The following is a 17,195-nucleotide window of genomic DNA, read 5'->3' on the forward strand; positions in this document are numbered from 1 at the left end:
CCGCTAGGCGGCGGGGGCGAGTTGGCGTTCCATAGCCAACAGTGCGGCTCCGACCAATCCGGCCTGGGCGCCCAGCTCTGCGAAGACGATCGGGGGTAGGGTGCGCTGTGTTCCGGCGAAGACGTGTTTGCGGAAGCTGTCCTGGGTGGGAGGGTAGAGGTAGTCGCTGGTGGTGACCAGACCGCCACCGATGATGATGGTCTGCGGGTCGAAGACGTTGACCAGACAGGCCAGCCCGGCACCAAGCCAGTAGCCGAGTTCGTCGAACAGGTCGCGGGAGATGCGGTCTCCTCGCCGGGCTGCGGCGAACACCGTCTCTCCGGTGACGTTGTCGGCTCCGCCTGCGAGTGTGGCGAGCAGCCCGTCAGGGTTGTTGGAGGCGGCTTCACGTCCCCGGCGCCCCAGGGCTGTTCCTGAAGCGTGGGCTTCCAGGCAGCCCACGGATCCGCATCCGCAGGTGACCCCTCCGGCAGGGTTGATGGCCAGGTGGCCAACCTCGGCTCCGATGCCGCTCTGTCCGCGGAAGAGAGCACCGTCCAGGATCAGGCCCCCGCCCAGTCCCGTGCCCACGGTCACCGCTACGACGTTGCGGTATCCGACGCCACCCCCCAGACGGGCCTCGGCCCAGGCAGCAGCGTTGGCGTCGTTCTCCACCACGGTGGGCAGGCCGGTACGCCGACTGAGCAATTCTTGCAGGGGCAGGTCCCGGTAGGCATTGTTGGGTGCGGTGAGGATGTGGCCTGTGGGCCAGGAGATCATCCCGGCCGCTCCCACCCCCAGGGCTGTGACCTCGGGATGCAGGGCCCGCAGGCGGGCGACGAGGTCAGTGAGCGCAGCCAGGGTGGTATCAGCGCCTTCGTCTGAGGGACTGGGGACTTGGAGGCGATGCAGGATCCGGCCGGTCGAGTCGATGACACCTCCGGCGATCTTGGTTCCTCCCACGTCCAAGCCGATGGCGTAGGTGGTCTCAGGCGGTGCGGTCGCGGTCATGGTCGGTCGTCCTTTCTCTGTGTCGGCCGTGCCGGTCGACGGATACAGGGGTCAAAGATCCAAGTGGCCGGTGATCATGTCGTGCACGACCAAGGCCGCAGCCCCTCGGGCACCGTTCCATTCACCGGTCTCCTCGACCACCTCGACATGGCCGGGATCGATGCCGCTGCCGTAGACGTGTTCTTGAAGGGCCTCACGCATGGCCCGGTCGTAGCGTGGGTCGAAGACCACCGGGGCTGACTCACCGATTCGGGCGATGGCAGGGCCGGTCAGGACGATGCGGGAGGTGTCGAGCAAGTCGACCAGGACAGATAGCCCAGTGCCCAGGTAAGAGCCGGCCTGGGTCCATGCGCGAATGGCGCGTTCGTCGCCTTCGTCGGCGAGCTTGCGGGCCTCGCCCAGGCTGTGGGCCTTGGAATTCTCCAGAACGGCGTCGCGGGTCGCCATGGCCTCCAAGCAGCCTTTGTCACCGCACCGGCATGGGCGGCCGTCGGGCTTGGCCAGGGTGTTGCCCAGTTCCAGACTCTTACCGCTGGCGCCCCGGTAGAGCTCGTGGTCAATGAACTGTGCGGCACCGATACCCACTTCGGTCACCAGGACGACGGTGAACGGTGCGTTGTTGAAACACGCGCCGCCACCGTAGAGCTGGTAGGCCGCCGCCCGTCCATGGGCGTCGTTGTCCACCACGATGTTGTCGACACCGGTCACGTCCCTGACCCGCTGACTGAGAGGGACGGTGGGGCCCCGCTTGTCTCGTCTGCGCCTGGGAGTACCCCACCGCAGGTCGGGAGAGAACAGCACCTCACCGGTGTGGCGGTTGATGTGGCCTCCCAGAGACACCCCGATACCGACGACGGGGTCGATGCTCTGTTCCAGAGCATCGGGGTGGTGGTCGCGGATGCGTTCGAGGAGCTGCCGCTTGAGTGAGATGAACAGGTCCCGAATGGTGTCCACGACCCGGTCGGCGTTGACCCAGCCGTCCTTCGTCCAAGCTTCGGGCCCCAAGTCGGCGACCTGGAGCAGAACGACTCGGCCAGCCAGGTTCATGGCCACCCCGACCACTTTTTCGGCGGTGACCTCGAACCCGATGGTGTGGCGAGTGCGGTCATCGACCAGGACGGGTTTGGGCCTTCTGCCCTGGGACGCACCGCGTCCGGGGGCGGTGCGCACCATCTGACGGTCCTCCAGATGCTTCACCAGGCCGCTGACCGTGCTGGGGGACAACCCCAAGAGCTTGGCGATGTCTCGAGTGGAGGGCCTCTGCACCGTGACGATGGTGGAGAAGACCCGCTCCAGGTTGCGGGTCGTCACCCCCTTCTTCTTGGCGTGCGACCGGTAGCTCAGATGCTGGCTTCTATCGATCTGGTCTTGGGCCTGCTGCACGGTCAGGCGAGAGCCGTACTGGTCCGATGACATGCAAGTTTCCTTCCATACGGGGGTCACTGAAGCGGGGTGAAGCCGATACCCGAGGGGTGAGGGCGGGGATCGTCCGAGGCCATGAGGCGGCGAACCAGGAACGCCACCCGCTTTCCGGAGGGCCGACGCATAGGGGTGTAGGTGATCTGATCACCGCGGCGCAGGTGCCCACATCCGGACTCGGCTCCGGCCCTGCCGACAGTGGGGTGGGCGTGGTCCGACCGGCAGTGGGCGTAGCTCTTGGCATCACGCAACAGCAAGTCCAGCTCCACCTGTCTGACGCTCTCCGAAGCCGGGGTGCGGACAACCCCCGGCGTCTCCTTGTAGGGCATGTGCACCACCACACCGGGCCTGCGGTCAGAGATGGTCAGAGGAACGGCGACCTTCCAACGCGACGCGATGTCCTCACGAGACGCAAGGCCGGCGCAGGCCAGAACCTCTTCGCCCAGGGCCGGTGCCAGGTGGCGTCGCAGCATCACCGCACGCCATTGGGCTGCGCGCAGAACAGACGGTGAGGGCACAGTCTCCGGCGCCAGGAGTACGTACCTGCTCTTCATGATCCCGAGCGCCCACATCGCCTCGATCACCGAAGTGTGCGCCTGGACGACGAAAAAGCGCAGCTCATTGGCCAAAACCATCGCGTACAGGTCCTGGCTCACAGCGTCGAGGTCGATGGGAAGGTGTCCGTCGAATTCCTGAACGATCTTGTTGAGTTCATGGAAGCCGATGACTGCGATCTTCGCGATGTCGTGGTTGCCAGTGCACATGATCGGAGCTCACTCCCCGTTGAACAAGCCATGGTTAGGAGGGGTTGTGGTGCAACGGACAGTGGCCGGGACCCGCTTGATTCGCGGGTCCCGGCCACCAGTGCTTCGGTCGGGACCCCCACCGCTCAGGTGGGAGTGGGGTCAGGGGCGCCTTCGGCGGGGTCCTGCTGGGGCAGCGAAGTGGAACGTGCCGTCTTGAACAGCAAGAACACGGTGGTGTAGGTAGTGAGGGCGCCGACGTCGTATGCGCTGGGGAAGAGCTGGCAGACGAACCCCAGGGGAGCGATGTGCAGCGCGATCAGGTAGGCGCGGGTCCGGACCATAGCGGGCGCACGCCACAGCAGAGTGAAACCGTGTGCCAGGTAGGTGACCGCCATGACCAGGCGGTTGTTGTCGACGGGTCCCAACGTCATGAGAAAAACTCCTTCGATGGACGCAGACGTGGATGAATACGTGTCCACCGAAAACCGGAGATGACCCAGACGTGCCTTGGGTGAGAGCTCTTGACGCTCGCTTGCCTCTCACTTGACCACCAAGGTAAGGAGAACTGGCCAGTAAGGCAAGCCATTGCCAAAGGAAGATCGTTCGGTTAACGAACATTAAGTTACCTTCGGAGGGGGTTGCTCACTCGGAGGCTTTCTCCAAGCCGGGGAAGCCAACCGCCCAGAAATTGCTTTTCCGCAGTTCAGAGGCACCGCGAGTCGAACTCCGCAGTCGAGATCCGCTGCATGGGCAGAACCCCCCGCCGCATCCGACGGGACTGAAGAAGCAGAGAAGCGGTCAGACCCTTCGACTACTCGGGCGGTCGATACCGCCCGGCGTGTCACTGCGGGCCCTATCATGCGTCAGACGTTGCACCAAGGCGGTCCGGACACGCAAAAAGCCCCCGCGCAACGCTCGGTTGCACGGGGACCGTCGTGATATCAGCGTGACCTTAGCCGGACCTGCGGTTGGCGCTCGACTTCTCCTGCACCGGCTCGGGTCCGTCATGGCCAGGCCGTGGTCCCGCCTGGAGGCCAGACCCCCCGAAGAAGACCCGGCAGGCACCCTCACCTCTGGTGAGTAGAAGAACTCCCGCCAAGCGTGGATCACTTCCTGTCAGCACCGGCTTCCAGGAACCCGGTCCTGTCCGTGTCCGGTCACGTCCACCGAACCTGCCCGAGCAGACCCCCCGCCCCGCCCCGCTCCGCTCCGAAGAACAGTGCCCGGGACGCGGCGAACCCAGGGGGCGGGCCGGCCCGCCCCCTGGCCGGGCGCGGTCAGGGGGCCTCGGCGAGCCCGCACCACTGGGCGATGAACAGGGCGATGGACTTGGTGATCCGCCGCACGGACTCCACGTCGACGCGCTCGTCGTACCCGTGGATGGCCTCGGAGACCGGGCCGTAGACCAGCGCCGGGACCCCCTGGTACAGGGCGTAGACACGGCCGTCGAGGTAGCCGGGGGTGGTGAAGGTGCGCAGCTCGTCCTTGAAGACGGTCTCGTGGGCGCTCCGCAGCACGTTCTCGGCGTCCGTGCCCTCGGGCAGGACGTAACCCTGGGCGTAGAAGCCGGTCCGCTCGCCCACGGCCTCGATGGGGTGGCCCGCGTCGTCGGTGGTGGTGTCGCGCAGCACCGCCTGGATCTGCTCCCAGGCGTCGTCGGCGCTCACCCCGGGGTAGATGGCGGCCCGGACCTGGAGCTCGCACCAGGCGGGGACGCTGGACGGCCAGTCGCCGCCGGTGATACCGCCGAGGTTGAAGTTGATGGGGTGGTCCAGGTCCTCGAAGTAGGGGTGCTCCTCCTTCTCGTCGTTCCAGCGCTGTTCGAGCTCGCGCAGCCTGCCCATCACGTGGTGCGCCGCGTCGATCGCGTTGAACCCCGCCGACATCTCCCTGGGGTGTGTCGGGTGGCCCGCCACGCGGACGGTGAACCAGATGACGCCGACGTTGGCGCGGACGAGCATGTCCTCCTCGGGTTCGGGGATCAGTACGGCGTCGGCGGTGTACCCGCGCTGGATCGTCGCGAGCGCGCCGTTGCCGGTGCACTCCTCCTCGGCCACGGACTGGAAGTGGATGCGCCCGGCGGGGGCGAACCCGGCGGCGAGCAGGGCGTCGTAGGCGAAGAGGTTGGCCGCCAGCCCCGCCTTCATGTCGCCGCTGCCCCGGCCGTGGAGCCAGCCGTCGATGATCGGGGCGTCCCAGGGCGACCGGGACCACTCCTCCGGGGGGCCTTCGGGGACGACGTCGATGTGGCCGTTGAGGATGAGCGAGCGTCCGCCGCCCGCGGCCGGGGTGTAGGTGCCCACGACGTTCTCGACGCCCTCGTAGGAGACCTTGATCTTTCCGGCGCCGGGGTGGGCGGCGATCTCCTCGGGGTCGAGTTCCCAGCGGTCCATGGCCAGCCCCCTGCTCACCATGGCCTCGTACATCAGGTCCTGCGCGGAGGCCTCCCGGGTGCGCAGGGAGGGGTGGCGCACGAGTTCCTGTGTGAAGGCCAGCTGGGCTTCGAAGGCGTCGTCGACCGCCGCTTCGATACGCGCGATGACGTCGGGTGCGAGGTTCACGGAGTTCTCCTGTCGTCGGGTCTGTCGTCGGTGCGGGCGCTTCACACCGCGGTGCGCGTGTCCGCCGCGGCGCGGGTGTCCTTGACCCGGATGCGCTCACCGGCCGCGCCGCCGAGCGCGGTGACGGCGCAGATGCCGATCAGGACCAGTACCGCGGGCCAGGACGCGCCGTCGTCCACGACCAGGAGCGCGGTGGCGATGAGCGGGAGGAACCCGCTGAGGGTTCCGGCGAGGTTGTATCCCAGGGAGACGCCGCTGTAGCGGAGCCGGGGCGGGAAGAGGTCGGCCAGCAGGGTGCCGGTGACGGCGTAGGCCAGGGTGATGAGGCAGATGCCGGTGGTCACCGCGACGGTGATCGCCCAGGGGGCGCCCGTGTCGATGAGCCGGAAGAGGGGGAAGGCCGCCGCACCCGTGGCCACGGCGCCGATCACCGTCATCCGGCCCGGGCCGAAGCGCTCGGCCACGCGCCCGGCGACCAGGGTCGTGGCGATCTGGAGGACGGCGGCGACCAGGGTCGCATTCACGACGACCTGGCGGTCGACCTCCAGGACGGTGGAGGCGTAGGAGACCACGAAGGTCGTCATCATGTAGAACCCGCCGACTCCCAGCAGGGCGGCGGCGACCGCCACGGCCAGGCGGCCCCCGGCCTCGCGGAACAGGGCCAGGGCGGGTACCTTGGCGCGGTCCTCCATCTCCACGAGTTCCTGGAAGACCGGGGACTCCTCCACCTTGAGGCGGATGTAGAGGGCGACGCCGAGCAGCGGGAAGGCCGCGAGGAACGGCAGGCGCCAGCCCCAGGCGTCGAACTCGGCCGCGGGCAGCATCAGCACGGCCGCGAAGGCGGCGGAGGAGATGAGCGTGCCGACCGGGGATCCGACCTGGACCAGGGCGGCGTACCGGGCACGCTGGCGCTCGGGGGCGTGCTCGATGGCGATGGTGATGGCACCGCCCCATTCGCCGCCCACGGCCAGCCCCTGGAGGAGCCGCAGGACCGCGAGCAACAGCGGCGCGGCGATCCCGATCGCGAGGTAGTCGGGGAGCACCCCGATGAGCCCGGTGGCGCAGCCGATCATGACGATGGTCGTCAGCAGGGCGGGCCGCCGGCCGTAGCGGTCGCCGACGTAGCCGAAGATCAGCGCCCCGATCGGCCGGGCGGCGAAACCCACGCCGAAGGTCGCCAGGGACGCCATGAGGCCCGCGCCCGGGTCCATGTCGGTGAAGAACAGGCGGTTGAAGACCAGGGCGGCGGCCGTGCCGAACAGGAAGTAGTCGTACCACTCCAGGGCGGTCCCGACGAAGGCGGCGAAGGCGATCCGCCTGGCGTCGGCCGCGTTCACCTTCGGCCCTCGCCCGGGCGCGGCGGGGTCGGGTTGTGACATGTGATCCTCCGGGAGATGTGCACCGGTCGGACGGAACGTGAACGACCAGGTGTGATACCGATCATCGTCTTGGAAAGAACAGGCCTCAACAAGCGCGGATCGCAACGGAACTCCCCCGTAGAATGTGCACATGCACAAATCCGGACGGTCGGACGTCATCCGCCGCGCCGCGGAGGCGTGTCTGGAGGAGCTCGACTCCACCGCCGACGCCTACGTCCGCAGGGTTCGCGAGCTCCCCGGGTACGGCGAGACCGTCATCGACGACACGGAGCTGTACGGCACGGCCCGGGCCACACTCGAACTCCTGCTGGAACTGCTGCGGGGCCGGGACCGCTACGAGGAGCTGCGGGCCCACTCCGTCGAGGTGGGGCGCTCGCGCGCCCGCCGCGGGATCCCCCTGGAGTCATTGCTGCGCGCCGTGCGCATGGACTTCCGCTTCCTGTGGGAGGCGATGCGCGCCCATGTCCCCGGGTCCGACGTCCTCGCCTTCTCCGAGGACGTCATCTCCATCTGGGAGGCGGTGGAGGTGCACACGACGCACGTGCAGACCGGGTACACCGACGAGATCGCGCGGGTGCGCGCGGAACTGGAGCTGGAGCACGCTTTCCTCCTCCGGCACCTGCTGAGCGGTTCCAGCACGGATGAGCGCCTGCACGCACAGGCGGCTCAGGCCCTGGGCCTGAGCACCGACGGCGCCCACATCGTCGTGGTGGCCGACGGGGACCACGCGCGCGGCTTCAGGGACCGGATCCGCGGGATCCTGCCCGGCGCGGTCCTGCTCCGCTCGGACGGGGTCGAGTTCGCCCTCGTCCCCGCGGCGGACGTCACGGGCGCCGCCAGGGCAGCGCTGTCGCGGAACCCCGTGGGGATCTCCCCGAGCGCCCGCGGCCTCGGGGAGATCGCCCGGATGTGGCGGGTCGCCTGCGAGCTGGCGCCCTGGGCGCGGGAGGGTGCGGCGGCGACGGTCGAGAGCCACTGGACCCGGCTGGCGGGTGCGCGTCTGGGCGCGGTCGCCGAGGCTTTTTCCAGGGACGTCGGGGAAGCGCTCGGGAGGTTCTCCGAGCGGGAGAGGAACCTCCAGATCGAGACGGTCGAGAACTACTTCAGGACCGGTTCGGTCACCGAGGTCGCGCAGCGGATGTTCTGCCACCGCAACACGGTCATCAACCGCCTGCGCAGGTTCGCCGACGCCACCGGCCTCGACGTCTCCCGGCCGGTGGACGCGTCCGCGGCCCACCTGGCCCTGACGGGCCTGTCGGGCCTGCGTTAGGGCCTGTTCCGGGTTCGGGCCACGGTGGGGCGGGCAGTGCGACCGCGGCGGGGCCCGGCGGCGTGGGCGTCAGAGTCCGGCGGGCCCCTGAGGCGTGGGGGCCGGGCCGTCCTGGCGCGGAGCGTCCGGTCCTCCCGGGACGGCGCGGCGGCGCCGCGTCAGGAGGACGAACACCCCGACGGTGGCGGCCAGGGACAGCGCCGCCACCCCCCAGGAGGTCAGGTCCCAGGCCGCGGTGAGGTGGTCGGCCAGGACCCCGGGCTCGGAGTCGCCCAGGTCGCCGGCGGTCACCCGCGCGGCGACCTCCGACGAACCGGTGCGCGCGGCGACGATGCTGCTCAGCGCCGCTCCGAAGACCGCGATGACCAGGGCTTCGGCACCGCCGCGCAGCGTGTTGAGGAAACCCGCCGCCATGCCCGCCTTCTCGGGCCGGACGACGCTCATGGCCTGGCCGTCGGTGATGCCGAACGACAGGCCCATGCCGACCCCGATCAGGACCAGCGGGGCGGCCAGCCCCCACGCGCCGATGCCGGGGTGGAGCACGGTCAGCAGCGCGTTGCCCCCGGCCACGGACAGCAGCGCCGCCACGATCAGCAGGCGGGCCGACACGCCCCTGGTCACCAGCCACCCGCCGAGGGAGGGCGCCACCAGTACCGGCGCGGTGAGCATCAGCATCATCAGGCCGGCCGTCTGGGCGGACACCCCCTGCACCCCCTGGAGGTAGGTGGGCAGGAAGACCAGCACGCCGAGGAAGCCGACCGAGGTGGTCAGGGTCGACAGGCACCAGGCCATGAAACGGCCGTCCCGGACCAGGTCCAGGTCCAGCACCGGTCGGGCGGCCCGCGCCTCGATGGCGAGGAAGAGCGCCATCAGCAGCGCACCGGCCGCCAGGGCGCCGATCACCGTCGGGCTCCCCCAGCCGGTTTCGGGCGCTTCGATGACCGCGTACATCACCAGGGTCAGGCTGAGCACGAAGGTCACCGCGCCGCCCCAGTCCACGCGGGGACGCTCGGGTGCGCGCGACTCGGCCATGAAGGCGGATGCGGCCAGGACGAGCAGACCGACCACGGCGTAGGCCAGGAACGCCGCCCGCCAGCCCACCGCGCCCACCAGCAGGCCCGACAGGGTCGGCCCCACGGCGATGCCCACCCCGGCCATGGTGCCCATGGCCGCGAAGGCCCTGGTGCGCGCGGCGCCGTCGAAGGTGGTGGCCAGCAGGGCCCCGCCGCTGGCCATGATCGCGGCACCGCCCACACCGGTCGCCAGCCGGGCCGCGTCCAGGAGCAGGATGCCGCCGGCCAGGGCGCTGGCCACGTTGCCGGCGGAGAAGACGAGGGCCCCGATGACGAACAGCAGCCTGCGCCCGAACAGGTCGGACAGGGACCCGCAGACCAGGGTGCACGCGGCGAAGGTGAGGTTGTACCCGGCCACGACCCAGTGCAGGGGAGCGCCCGAGGCCTCCAGTTCCCTGCCGATGCCCGGGACGGCGACCGCTGTCCCGGAGATCGACATGGCCACGACCAGCACCCCCAGCATGACGCCGGCGAGCAGTATCCCCGGATGTGTTCTGCGCGCGGGCCGGGTACGGGTCGTGTTCACGTGTCTCTCCTCCGTGTCGGAAACCGTCACGGACATCCTTCAATCTCAACCAATGTTGAGGTCAAGTGGTGAGCGAGCCCCCTCCGATGCGGGCATCGGCGCAGGTGGGCGTACCTGCTCGGGGGCCTCGGCTGCTTCGTCAGGTGCGGCCCCGGCCCGGTCGGCTCCTCGGGGACGCGGGTGGGGTCGGAGCGCCGCCCCACCCGTCGGCGCAGCGGTTCCGGTCCGACCGGGATCCCGGCCCGGGCGTACCGCCGTCCCGGCCGCCCGGGGACGACGGCGGGCGCCCGGCCGCCCGCCGCGGAGATCCCGTGGCCGCGGGTTCCCGGTGGAAGCCGCCGGGGCGGCGGGCCCGGGTCAGGCCGGGCGACGGCGGACGCGTCGTCGGCGCTGCGCCCCTCGTGCGGGCGGGCGGCGGCGCGCCCCGCCCCCGGGCACCGTGCCGGGGGCGGGCGGGGTCAGCCGCCGTTGGACTGGCGGATGCCCTCGGCGAGCGCCTCGAAGGTGTGGATGAATCCGCCCGCCTCGCCGCTGACCGTCATGTAGGCGTCGGTCGTGCCCGGTCGGATGGCGACGTTGGTCGCCGAGTCCAGCCCCTCGGCGGCGTCGGCGGGCACACCGACCGTCGCCAGGTGCTCGCCGAGCGGGCTGTACACGAAGATCCTCGGCTGGCCGTGAACGGCCTGGTAGAGGTTCCCCGCGGCGTCGACCGCGTTGGAGTCCACCCGGCTCGTGCCGCCGTCGAAGTGCAGCGCGGTGTGGGCCGACTCCACCGCGGTGCCGTCCCCGCTGAGCGCCAGGTGGTCGACGCGGTTCGCCCCGTACTGGCTCACCCACAGCCCCGTGAAGTCCTCGGTGAAGGAGATGCCGTTCGGCGCGGGGAGGCCCCCCGCCAGGACGGTCGCCTCCGCCGTGTCCCCGTCGATCCGGACCACCCGGCCCCGGGCCTCCCGGAACGGCCCGTCGAACCCGGTGGAGTCGCTGACGTACAGGTTCCCGGCCTCGTCGAAGGCCAGGTCGTCCGGCTGCATCACCGCCCCGTCGACCTCGCCGGAGAAGAACACGGTGCGGTCCTCCCCCTCGGCGGTGACGCTGTCGATCCTCCCGCCCGCGAAGTCGGTCAGGTAGAGGCGCCCGTCGGACGGGCTGAACTGGGCGGAGGTGTACGCGCCGTCCCCGTCGGTGAGGACGGCGTCCACCTCGCCGGAGCCGGTGTCCACCCGCAGCACCTTCGGCTCCCCCGCCGGGGCGGTGACGTCGACGACCAGCAGTCCTCCGTCCGGAGCGAGGACGGGTCCCTCCAGCAGGGTCATCCCCGTCGCCTCGTGGACGGACGTCACCTGGACGAGGAGTTCGGCCTCCGTCTCCGTTCCCCGGTCCGGGACCGGGTCCGAAGGCCCGGCGGCCGAGCAGGCCGTCGCCGCGCTCAGCAGGACGGGCACCGCGAGCGCCCGGGCCGCCGCCGCGCGCCGCCCGCCGAAGGGGTGCTGTTGCATGGGCTTCCTCCTCTGTTCGATGGCGCGGGCCGCCGGTACCGGGGCCGCGCGGGTCCACGGAGTGTCCGGGTCCGGTCCCGACCGGGCCGGAGCCGGGGCCGGGGCCGCGTCAGGGCGTCAGCGCCGGGGCCTCAGGACCTCGTGGAGACGGTCCTCGCGCCACCGCCTGAGCAGCCGGTGGAAGGCCACCGGACCGGGGCTGTAGGAGGAGCCGGCGTGGACGCCGGCGCCCTCGCGGTTGTAGTAGCCGGGTGTGCACTCGGCCTGGAACGCGGAGTTGTCGTACGCGGTCTCGCGCACCTCCCGTCCCCACGCCTCGGCCGCCTCCTGCGGGGGTTCGACCACCACGTCCCCGGCCTTGCGGGCCGCGGCGACGACGGCGGCGATGTGCTCGGCCTGCTCCAGCAGGATGTGCGCGAAGTTCACGGAGTTGGCGTTCTGCAGCGCCCCCAGGTGGAAGAGGTTCGGGAAGCCGGGGCTGTAGAAGCCGTGCAGGGTGACGGGTCCGCGGCTCCAGGACGCGAGGAGCTCCCGGCCCCCGCGGCCGCGCACCGGGAGCGCGCCGGACAGCACCCCGGAGACGCCGACGTCGAACCCGGTGGCGAAGATGACGCAGTCGACCGGGTACTCGGTGTCGCCGACCACGACCGCGTCCCCGGTCATGCGGGTGATGCCGCCGTGGTCGGCGGTGTCGACCAGGGTGACGTCGGGCCGGTTGAAGGTCTGGAGGTAGTGGTCGCTGAAGCAGGGCCGCTTGCACATGTACCGGTACCAGGGTTTGAGCAGCTCGGCCGTGGCCGGGTCGTCGACCATCTCGTCCACGCGTGCCCGGATCCGGTTCATCGTCTGCGCGTCCGCGAGTTCGTCGAGCCGCTCGCGCTCCTGCGGGGGGACGCTCGTGTCCAGAGCGCCGGAGACCACCTTGCGCTGGAGCCTCGCGGTGGAGGTCCAGCCGTCCCGGGTCAGGTCGGTCTCCACCGGCTCGCCGGAGACGACGGCGAGGAAGTTCTCCATGCGCTCGCGCTGCCAGCCGGGCCGCAGGGAGGCCGCCCACTCCGGGTCGGTGGGGCGGTTGTCGCGGACGTCCACCGACGAGGGCGTGCGCTGGAAGACGTACAGGTGCCCCGCGTCGCGCGCCACGTGCGGGATGACCTGCACGCCGGTGGCCCCCGTGCCCACGACCGCGACCCTCTTGTCGGCCAGGCCGTCGAGGCCGCCGTTCTGGTCGCCGCCGGTGTAGCCGTAGTCCCACCGGCTGGTGTGGAAGGTGTGGCCCCCGAAGTCCTCGATCCCCGGGATGCCCGGCAGCTTGGGCCGGGTCAGCGTGCCGGAGGAGGTGATGACGAACCGGGCGCGCATCCGGTCGCCGCGGTCGGTCTCCACCACCCACCCGTCCGCCCGGGAGTCCCAGTCCAGGGCGGTGACCCGGGTGTGGAACAGCGCGTCGCGGTACAGGTCGAAGGTCTCGGCGAGGGCCACGGCGTGGCGGCGGATCTCCTCGCCGGGTGCGTAGCGCCACTCCGGTACGTACCCGACCTCCTCCAGGAGCGGCATGTAGGAGTAGGACTCGATGTCGCAGTGGATGCCCGGGTAGCGGTTCCAGTACCAGGTCCCGCCGAAGTCCCCGGCCTCGTCCGTCATCCGGATCGACTCCACGCCCGCCTGGCGCAGCCGGGCCCCGGTGACGAGGCCGCCGAACCCGCCGCCGATCACGAGCACCTCCACGGTGTCGGTCAGCGGTTCGCGCTCCCGGCGCGGGGTGTAGGGGTCCGTGGCGTAGTAGCCGAACTCGCCGGCGGCCGGACGGTACCGGACCGCCCCGTCGGGGCGCAGGCGGCGGTCCCGTTCGCGGGCGTACCTGGCCCGCAGGGCTTCGAGGTCGGTCTCGGGGGCGTGGTCCGCGGCTGACATGTGGTTTCCTCTCGGTTTCTCTCCGTGGCGCCGGACGGGTACGGCGGCGCCCAGGGGCCCCGCCCCGAACCGGGTCCGGGGCGGGCGGAGGGGGATGCGCCGGGGTCGGGCTCAGCGGTCCCCGGCGGTGGGGACGGCGGCTCCGGCTCCCGGAGACGGGGCCGGGGCCGGGGCCGGTTCGGCGGTCCTGCCGGGCAGGAAGGCGGCGATGGCGAGGGCGAGCAGAGCGGTCAGCCCGCCGAGGCCCATGAGCAGGGTGAAGGCCTCGCGGGCGGGGAAGACCTGCCCGCCCGCGGACATCGTGAGGCCGGCGATGACCACACCCGCGACCGCGCCGGCCACCGAGGTGCCGATGGAGCGCATCAGGGTGTTGAGGCTGTTGGCCGCCGCGGTCTCCGAGCGGGGGACGGCGGCCATCACCAGCGCGGGCATGGCCCCGTAGGCCAGGCCCACACCGGCTCCGATGACGGTGGAGGCGATCACCAGCTGCCAGATCCGGGCCATGAAGAACAGGCCCAGCCCGTAGCCGAGCGCGACCAGCGCGGCCCCGGCCAGCAGGGTCGTCTTGGGGCCGAAGGCCCGCGAGATTCGCGCCGAGACCGGCGACATCGCCATCATGACCAGGCCGTTCGGCGCCATCACCAGTCCCGCGACCAGGATCGACCGCTCGAATCCGTAGCCGGTGGCCTGCGGGAGCTGGAGCAGCTGGGGCACGGTCAGGGACATCGCGAACATCGAGAAGCCGAACACCAGGGACGCGGTGTTGGTGAGCAGTACCTGGAGCCGCACGCTGACGCGCAGGTCGACCAGGGGCCGGGGAGTGCGCAGCTCCCACCAGGCCCAGGCCAGGAGGACCACGGCCGCGGCGACGAGCATGCCCTCGGGGATGCCGCTCCCCCATCCCCAGTCGGATCCCTTGGAGACCGCCAGCAGCAGGAGGAGCAGTGCGACGGACAGCCCCACCGAGCCGGGCAGGTCGAACCGGCCGCCGGTGCGCTCCCCGGAGTCGGGGATCAGCGACCGCACCAGCACCGCGACCACCGCGGCCAGGCCGGCGGCGGCCCAGAACAGCAGGTGCCAGTCGGCCTGCTGCACGACGAACGCGGCGGCCGGCAGCCCGAGCGCTCCCCCGACGCCGAGCGAGGCGCTCATCAGGGCGGTCGCCCCGCCGAGGCGTTCGGGCGGCAGCACGTCCCGCATGATGCTGATGCCGAGGGGGACGACCCCGGCGGCCAGCCCCTGGAGGGCGCGGCCGACCACCATGGGGACCAGGCCGGTGGCCAGGGCGCAGGTCACCGAACCGGCGACGAGCACGGCCAGGCTGAACAGCAGCATGCGCCGCTTGCCGTACATGTCCCCCAGGCGGCCGACCGTGGGCGTGGCGACCGCGGCGGCGAGCAGGGTGGCGGTGATCGTCCAGGCCGTGTCCGCGACGGTCGCCCCCAGGAGGGCGGGCAGCAGGGGGACGAGCGGGATGACCAGGGTCTGCATGAGAGAGACGACGATCCCGCCGGCGGCCAGGACCAGGACGACCACGTTGGGCCGTACGGGTCGTGGCCCGGCGGGCGCCCGGGTACGGACACTGCTCATGAGGGTACCCCCGTCTCCTGACGTGCACCGGCACAAATTTAAGTCAGTTGCCTGACTTAATATAACGGTGCGTACCGGACCGAATGCCCTTTCGGCCGGGGAGGGGGGACGAGAGGGACCGCTACGGCGCCGCCAGCTGGGCCGGAGGACCACCGGTGTGGCCACCGTCACCCCCGCGGCCGACCGCGCCGCCTCCCGCCGGAGCGGACCCGGCGGACGGGATCGGTACGGTGGTCCCCATGAACGGCAGGCGGACGAGATCAGACCGTGTCGTCACCACACGGGAGGCGATCCTGGCGGCGGCGGAGCGGCTCTTCGCCGAGCACGGGATCTCCGGCGTCTCCAACCGCCAGATCGGCCAGGCGGCCGGCCAGGGGAACAACACGGCGGTCACGTACCACTTCGGCTCCAGGGAGGGCCTGGTACGCGCCATCGTGCGCAGACACACCGACCGGATCGAGGAGATACGCCACCGCATGGTGCTGCGGGCCGAGGGGTCCGACGACGTCCGGGACTGGATCGCCTGCATGGTGGTGCCCCTCGCCCGGCACCTGGCGGACCTGGGCGTCCCCTCCTGGTTCGGGCGTTTCAGCGCCCAGGTCATGGCCGACCCCGCCTACCGCGACATCATGGCGCTGGAGGCCCTCGACTCCGCCTCCCTGGCCCGTGCGGGCCGGGAGCTGTTCCGGTGCCTTCCCGACCTGCCCGAGGAGGTCCGCGAGGAGCGCCAGGAGATGGTCCGCCTCCTCATGGTCCACATGATCGCCGAGCGGGAACGCGCCCTGGCCGAAGGCGCGCCCACCGCGCACGACTCCTGGGAGCGGGCCGCGTCCGGCCTGGCCGACGCCCTCGCCGGCCTGTGGACCGCCCCGGTGGGGCCGCCCCGGCCGTGACCACCCACCGCTTCGTGGTGCCGGTGCGTCCCGTGTTCTCCGGAGTCGGATCTCCAAAGGCCGGGTCCACGCGACCCCTGGAGGGGGGCGTCGCGGGACGTCGTGGACGTCCGGCCGGGTCCCGCCCCGAGGTCTCCGGGCCGGGCGCAGCGCCGCGGACACGGCACGCGATCCGGGCGGCGGCACCGGGACGGACCGGGCCCGGTCGGCACCGGAAGGAGCGAACCGGTCCCGGTGGACACGCGCATCGCCCGACCGGAGGCGGTTCCGGCTCCGCGGGACTCCCCCGCCCGGCCCCCTCCGCCGGCCCGGGGGCGCGGGGCCGCGCCGATGCGGTGGACGGCCTCCGGCCCGGGGCTCCCGCACGGGAGCCCCGGGCCGTTCGGGCCTGCCCCGGTCAGGCCGGCGGGATGTCCGTGGTGACGGCGAGGGCCCGCGAGGCGTCGATGTCCGCCCGGAGTGCCTCGACCCGCGCGTCGGCGAGGCCGAGCGAGTCGGAGCCGAGCACCTGGTGCAGCGGGGCGGTACCGGTGTCCACGACCGCGATGATCGCGTCGGCGGCCCTGCCGGGGTCGCCCAGCTGCGTTCCGGGCATCGCCCGGTGCGCCTCGGTCATCTCCCTGATCCCGGGATAGGCGTCGAGTACGGCGTCCGGCAGGCCGAGCGACTGCGGCCTGAGGAAGTCGGTGCGCATGTACCCGGGCTCGATGAGGTTCACCCTGATGCCGAAGTCGGCGACCTCGGCGGCCAGCGACTCCGTGAGCCCTTCGAGCGCGTACTTGCCCGCGCAGTACAGGCCCCAGCCGGGGAACGAGGTGAGCCCGAGGATCGACGACACGTTGACGATGTGGCCGCCGCGCTTCTCGCGCATGCCCGGCAGCACGGCGCGCAGCACGTTCCAGGCGCCGAAGACCTGCACGTCGAACATCTCCCGCGCCCGGGCGTCGGTGACCTCCTCGACCGCGGCGAGGAAGCCGTAACCGGCGTTGTTGACGACGACGTCCAGCCCTCCGAAGCGCTCCTGCGCCGCCGCGACCGCGTCGCGGACCCGCCGCTCGTCGGCCAGGTCCACCTCGAGCGGCAGCAGCCTGCCCGTGTCGGCGCCGTCCAGGGCGGCGACCAGGCGGTCGGTGGAGCGGGTCGTGGCGGCGACGGCGTCGCCGCGCGCCAGCAGCCGGGTGACCAGCTCGAGGCCGAGGCCGCGCGAGGCTCCCGTGACGAACCAGGTCGTCGCGCCGGTGGTGGGGTGGGCCATGGTGCGTTCTCCTTCGGTGTCCGCCGGCCCGGAAGGCCGACACGTCCAGGCTGGTCCACGCGGCGCGGCCCGGGAGGCCGATATCA

Annotated in this window: 13 protein-coding genes; 2 read left to right on the top strand and 11 right to left on the bottom strand. The window is 71.5% G+C overall.

Annotated features, from left to right (window positions below):
• Positions 1–3: 3 nt before the first annotated feature.
• From ACSUPR_RS04250 to ACSUPR_RS04275, 6 genes are all read right to left on the bottom strand, one after another.
• Positions 4–990 (bottom strand): ROK family protein, encoded by a 987-nt coding sequence (locus ACSUPR_RS04250; protein ID WP_436889597.1) that lies wholly within the window; start codon positions 988–990, stop codon positions 4–6.
• Between the two features lie 51 nt (positions 991–1,041).
• Positions 1,042–2,406 carry an ROK family protein gene (locus tag ACSUPR_RS04255; RefSeq protein ID WP_436889598.1) on the bottom strand — a complete coding sequence of 455 codons (1,365 nt, stop codon included), beginning with the start codon at positions 2,404–2,406 and terminating at the stop codon, positions 1,042–1,044.
• Between the two features lie 23 nt (positions 2,407–2,429).
• A complete protein-coding gene (locus ACSUPR_RS04260; protein ID WP_436889599.1) occupies positions 2,430–3,173 on the bottom strand; it encodes a hypothetical protein in 744 nt (247 codons plus the stop codon).
• Between the two features lie 125 nt (positions 3,174–3,298).
• Positions 3,299–3,586 (bottom strand): hypothetical protein, encoded by a 288-nt coding sequence (locus ACSUPR_RS04265; RefSeq protein ID WP_436889600.1) that lies wholly within the window; start codon positions 3,584–3,586, stop codon positions 3,299–3,301.
• A gap of 846 nt (positions 3,587–4,432) precedes the next feature.
• Positions 4,433–5,716, bottom strand: coding sequence for an ArgE/DapE family deacylase (locus tag ACSUPR_RS04270; RefSeq protein ID WP_436889601.1), 1,284 nt, complete (start codon positions 5,714–5,716; stop codon positions 4,433–4,435).
• 41 nt (positions 5,717–5,757) lie between these two features.
• Positions 5,758–7,095 carry an MFS transporter gene (locus ACSUPR_RS04275; protein WP_436889602.1) on the bottom strand — a complete coding sequence of 446 codons (1,338 nt, stop codon included), beginning with the start codon at positions 7,093–7,095 and terminating at the stop codon, positions 5,758–5,760.
• A gap of 130 nt (positions 7,096–7,225) precedes the next feature.
• On the opposite strand from ACSUPR_RS04275, the gene ACSUPR_RS04280 reads away from it, so the two are divergent.
• On the top strand, positions 7,226–8,365 hold the full coding sequence (locus ACSUPR_RS04280; protein ID WP_436889603.1) for a PucR family transcriptional regulator: 1,140 nt from the start codon (positions 7,226–7,228) through the stop codon (positions 8,363–8,365).
• A 69-nt stretch (positions 8,366–8,434) separates the two neighbouring features.
• Here the strand turns inward: ACSUPR_RS04280 and ACSUPR_RS04285 are convergent, their stop codons facing one another.
• The 4 genes from ACSUPR_RS04285 to ACSUPR_RS04300 form a co-directional block, all read right to left on the bottom strand.
• Positions 8,435–9,964, bottom strand: coding sequence for an MFS transporter (locus ACSUPR_RS04285; RefSeq protein ID WP_436889604.1), 1,530 nt, complete (start codon positions 9,962–9,964; stop codon positions 8,435–8,437).
• A 458-nt stretch (positions 9,965–10,422) separates the two neighbouring features.
• On the bottom strand, positions 10,423–11,460 hold the full coding sequence (locus tag ACSUPR_RS04290) for an SMP-30/gluconolactonase/LRE family protein (RefSeq protein WP_436889605.1): 1,038 nt from the start codon (positions 11,458–11,460) through the stop codon (positions 10,423–10,425).
• A gap of 117 nt (positions 11,461–11,577) precedes the next feature.
• Complete coding sequence (locus tag ACSUPR_RS04295) at positions 11,578–13,371, bottom strand: flavin-containing monooxygenase (RefSeq protein ID WP_436889606.1); 1,794 nt, start codon at positions 13,369–13,371, stop codon at positions 11,578–11,580.
• Between the two features lie 111 nt (positions 13,372–13,482).
• Positions 13,483–14,961, bottom strand: coding sequence for an MFS transporter (locus tag ACSUPR_RS04300; RefSeq protein WP_436889607.1), 1,479 nt, complete (start codon positions 14,959–14,961; stop codon positions 13,483–13,485).
• A gap of 239 nt (positions 14,962–15,200) precedes the next feature.
• On the opposite strand from ACSUPR_RS04300, the gene ACSUPR_RS04305 reads away from it, so the two are divergent.
• Complete coding sequence (locus tag ACSUPR_RS04305) at positions 15,201–15,854, top strand: TetR family transcriptional regulator (RefSeq protein WP_436889608.1); 654 nt, start codon at positions 15,201–15,203, stop codon at positions 15,852–15,854.
• 397 nt (positions 15,855–16,251) lie between these two features.
• Here ACSUPR_RS04305 and ACSUPR_RS04310 read toward each other — a convergent pair whose 3' ends face one another.
• Positions 16,252–17,109: an SDR family NAD(P)-dependent oxidoreductase gene (locus ACSUPR_RS04310; RefSeq protein ID WP_436889609.1), complete on the bottom strand. Its 858-nt coding sequence runs from the start codon at positions 17,107–17,109 to the stop codon at positions 16,252–16,254.
• Between the last annotated feature and the right edge of the window lie 86 nt (positions 17,110–17,195).

This window comes from Nocardiopsis dassonvillei (assembly GCF_964273065.1).
Taxonomy (GTDB): Bacteria; Actinomycetota; Actinomycetes; order Streptosporangiales; family Streptosporangiaceae; genus Nocardiopsis; species Nocardiopsis dassonvillei_B.

Bases quoted from the DNA above. Each gene is read 5' to 3' on its own strand.
- ACSUPR_RS04300 (WP_436889607.1), bottom strand. From the start codon at position 14,961: ATGAGCAGTGTCCGTACCCGGGCGCCCGCCGGGCCACGACCCGTACGG.
- ACSUPR_RS04250 (WP_436889597.1), bottom strand. From the start codon at position 990: ATGACCGCGACCGCACCGCCTGAGACCACCTACGCCATCGGCTTGGAC.
- ACSUPR_RS04275 (WP_436889602.1), bottom strand. From the start codon at position 7,095: ATGTCACAACCCGACCCCGCCGCGCCCGGGCGAGGGCCGAAGGTGAAC.
- ACSUPR_RS04305 (WP_436889608.1), top strand. From the start codon at position 15,201: ATGAACGGCAGGCGGACGAGATCAGACCGTGTCGTCACCACACGGGAG.
- ACSUPR_RS04260 (WP_436889599.1), bottom strand. From the start codon at position 3,173: ATGTGCACTGGCAACCACGACATCGCGAAGATCGCAGTCATCGGCTTC.
- ACSUPR_RS04265 (WP_436889600.1), bottom strand. From the start codon at position 3,586: ATGACGTTGGGACCCGTCGACAACAACCGCCTGGTCATGGCGGTCACC.
- ACSUPR_RS04255 (WP_436889598.1), bottom strand. From the start codon at position 2,406: ATGTCATCGGACCAGTACGGCTCTCGCCTGACCGTGCAGCAGGCCCAA.
- ACSUPR_RS04280 (WP_436889603.1), top strand. From the start codon at position 7,226: ATGCACAAATCCGGACGGTCGGACGTCATCCGCCGCGCCGCGGAGGCG.
- ACSUPR_RS04295 (WP_436889606.1), bottom strand. From the start codon at position 13,371: ATGTCAGCCGCGGACCACGCCCCCGAGACCGACCTCGAAGCCCTGCGG.
- ACSUPR_RS04290 (WP_436889605.1), bottom strand. From the start codon at position 11,460: ATGCAACAGCACCCCTTCGGCGGGCGGCGCGCGGCGGCGGCCCGGGCG.
- ACSUPR_RS04310 (WP_436889609.1), bottom strand. From the start codon at position 17,109: ATGGCCCACCCCACCACCGGCGCGACGACCTGGTTCGTCACGGGAGCC.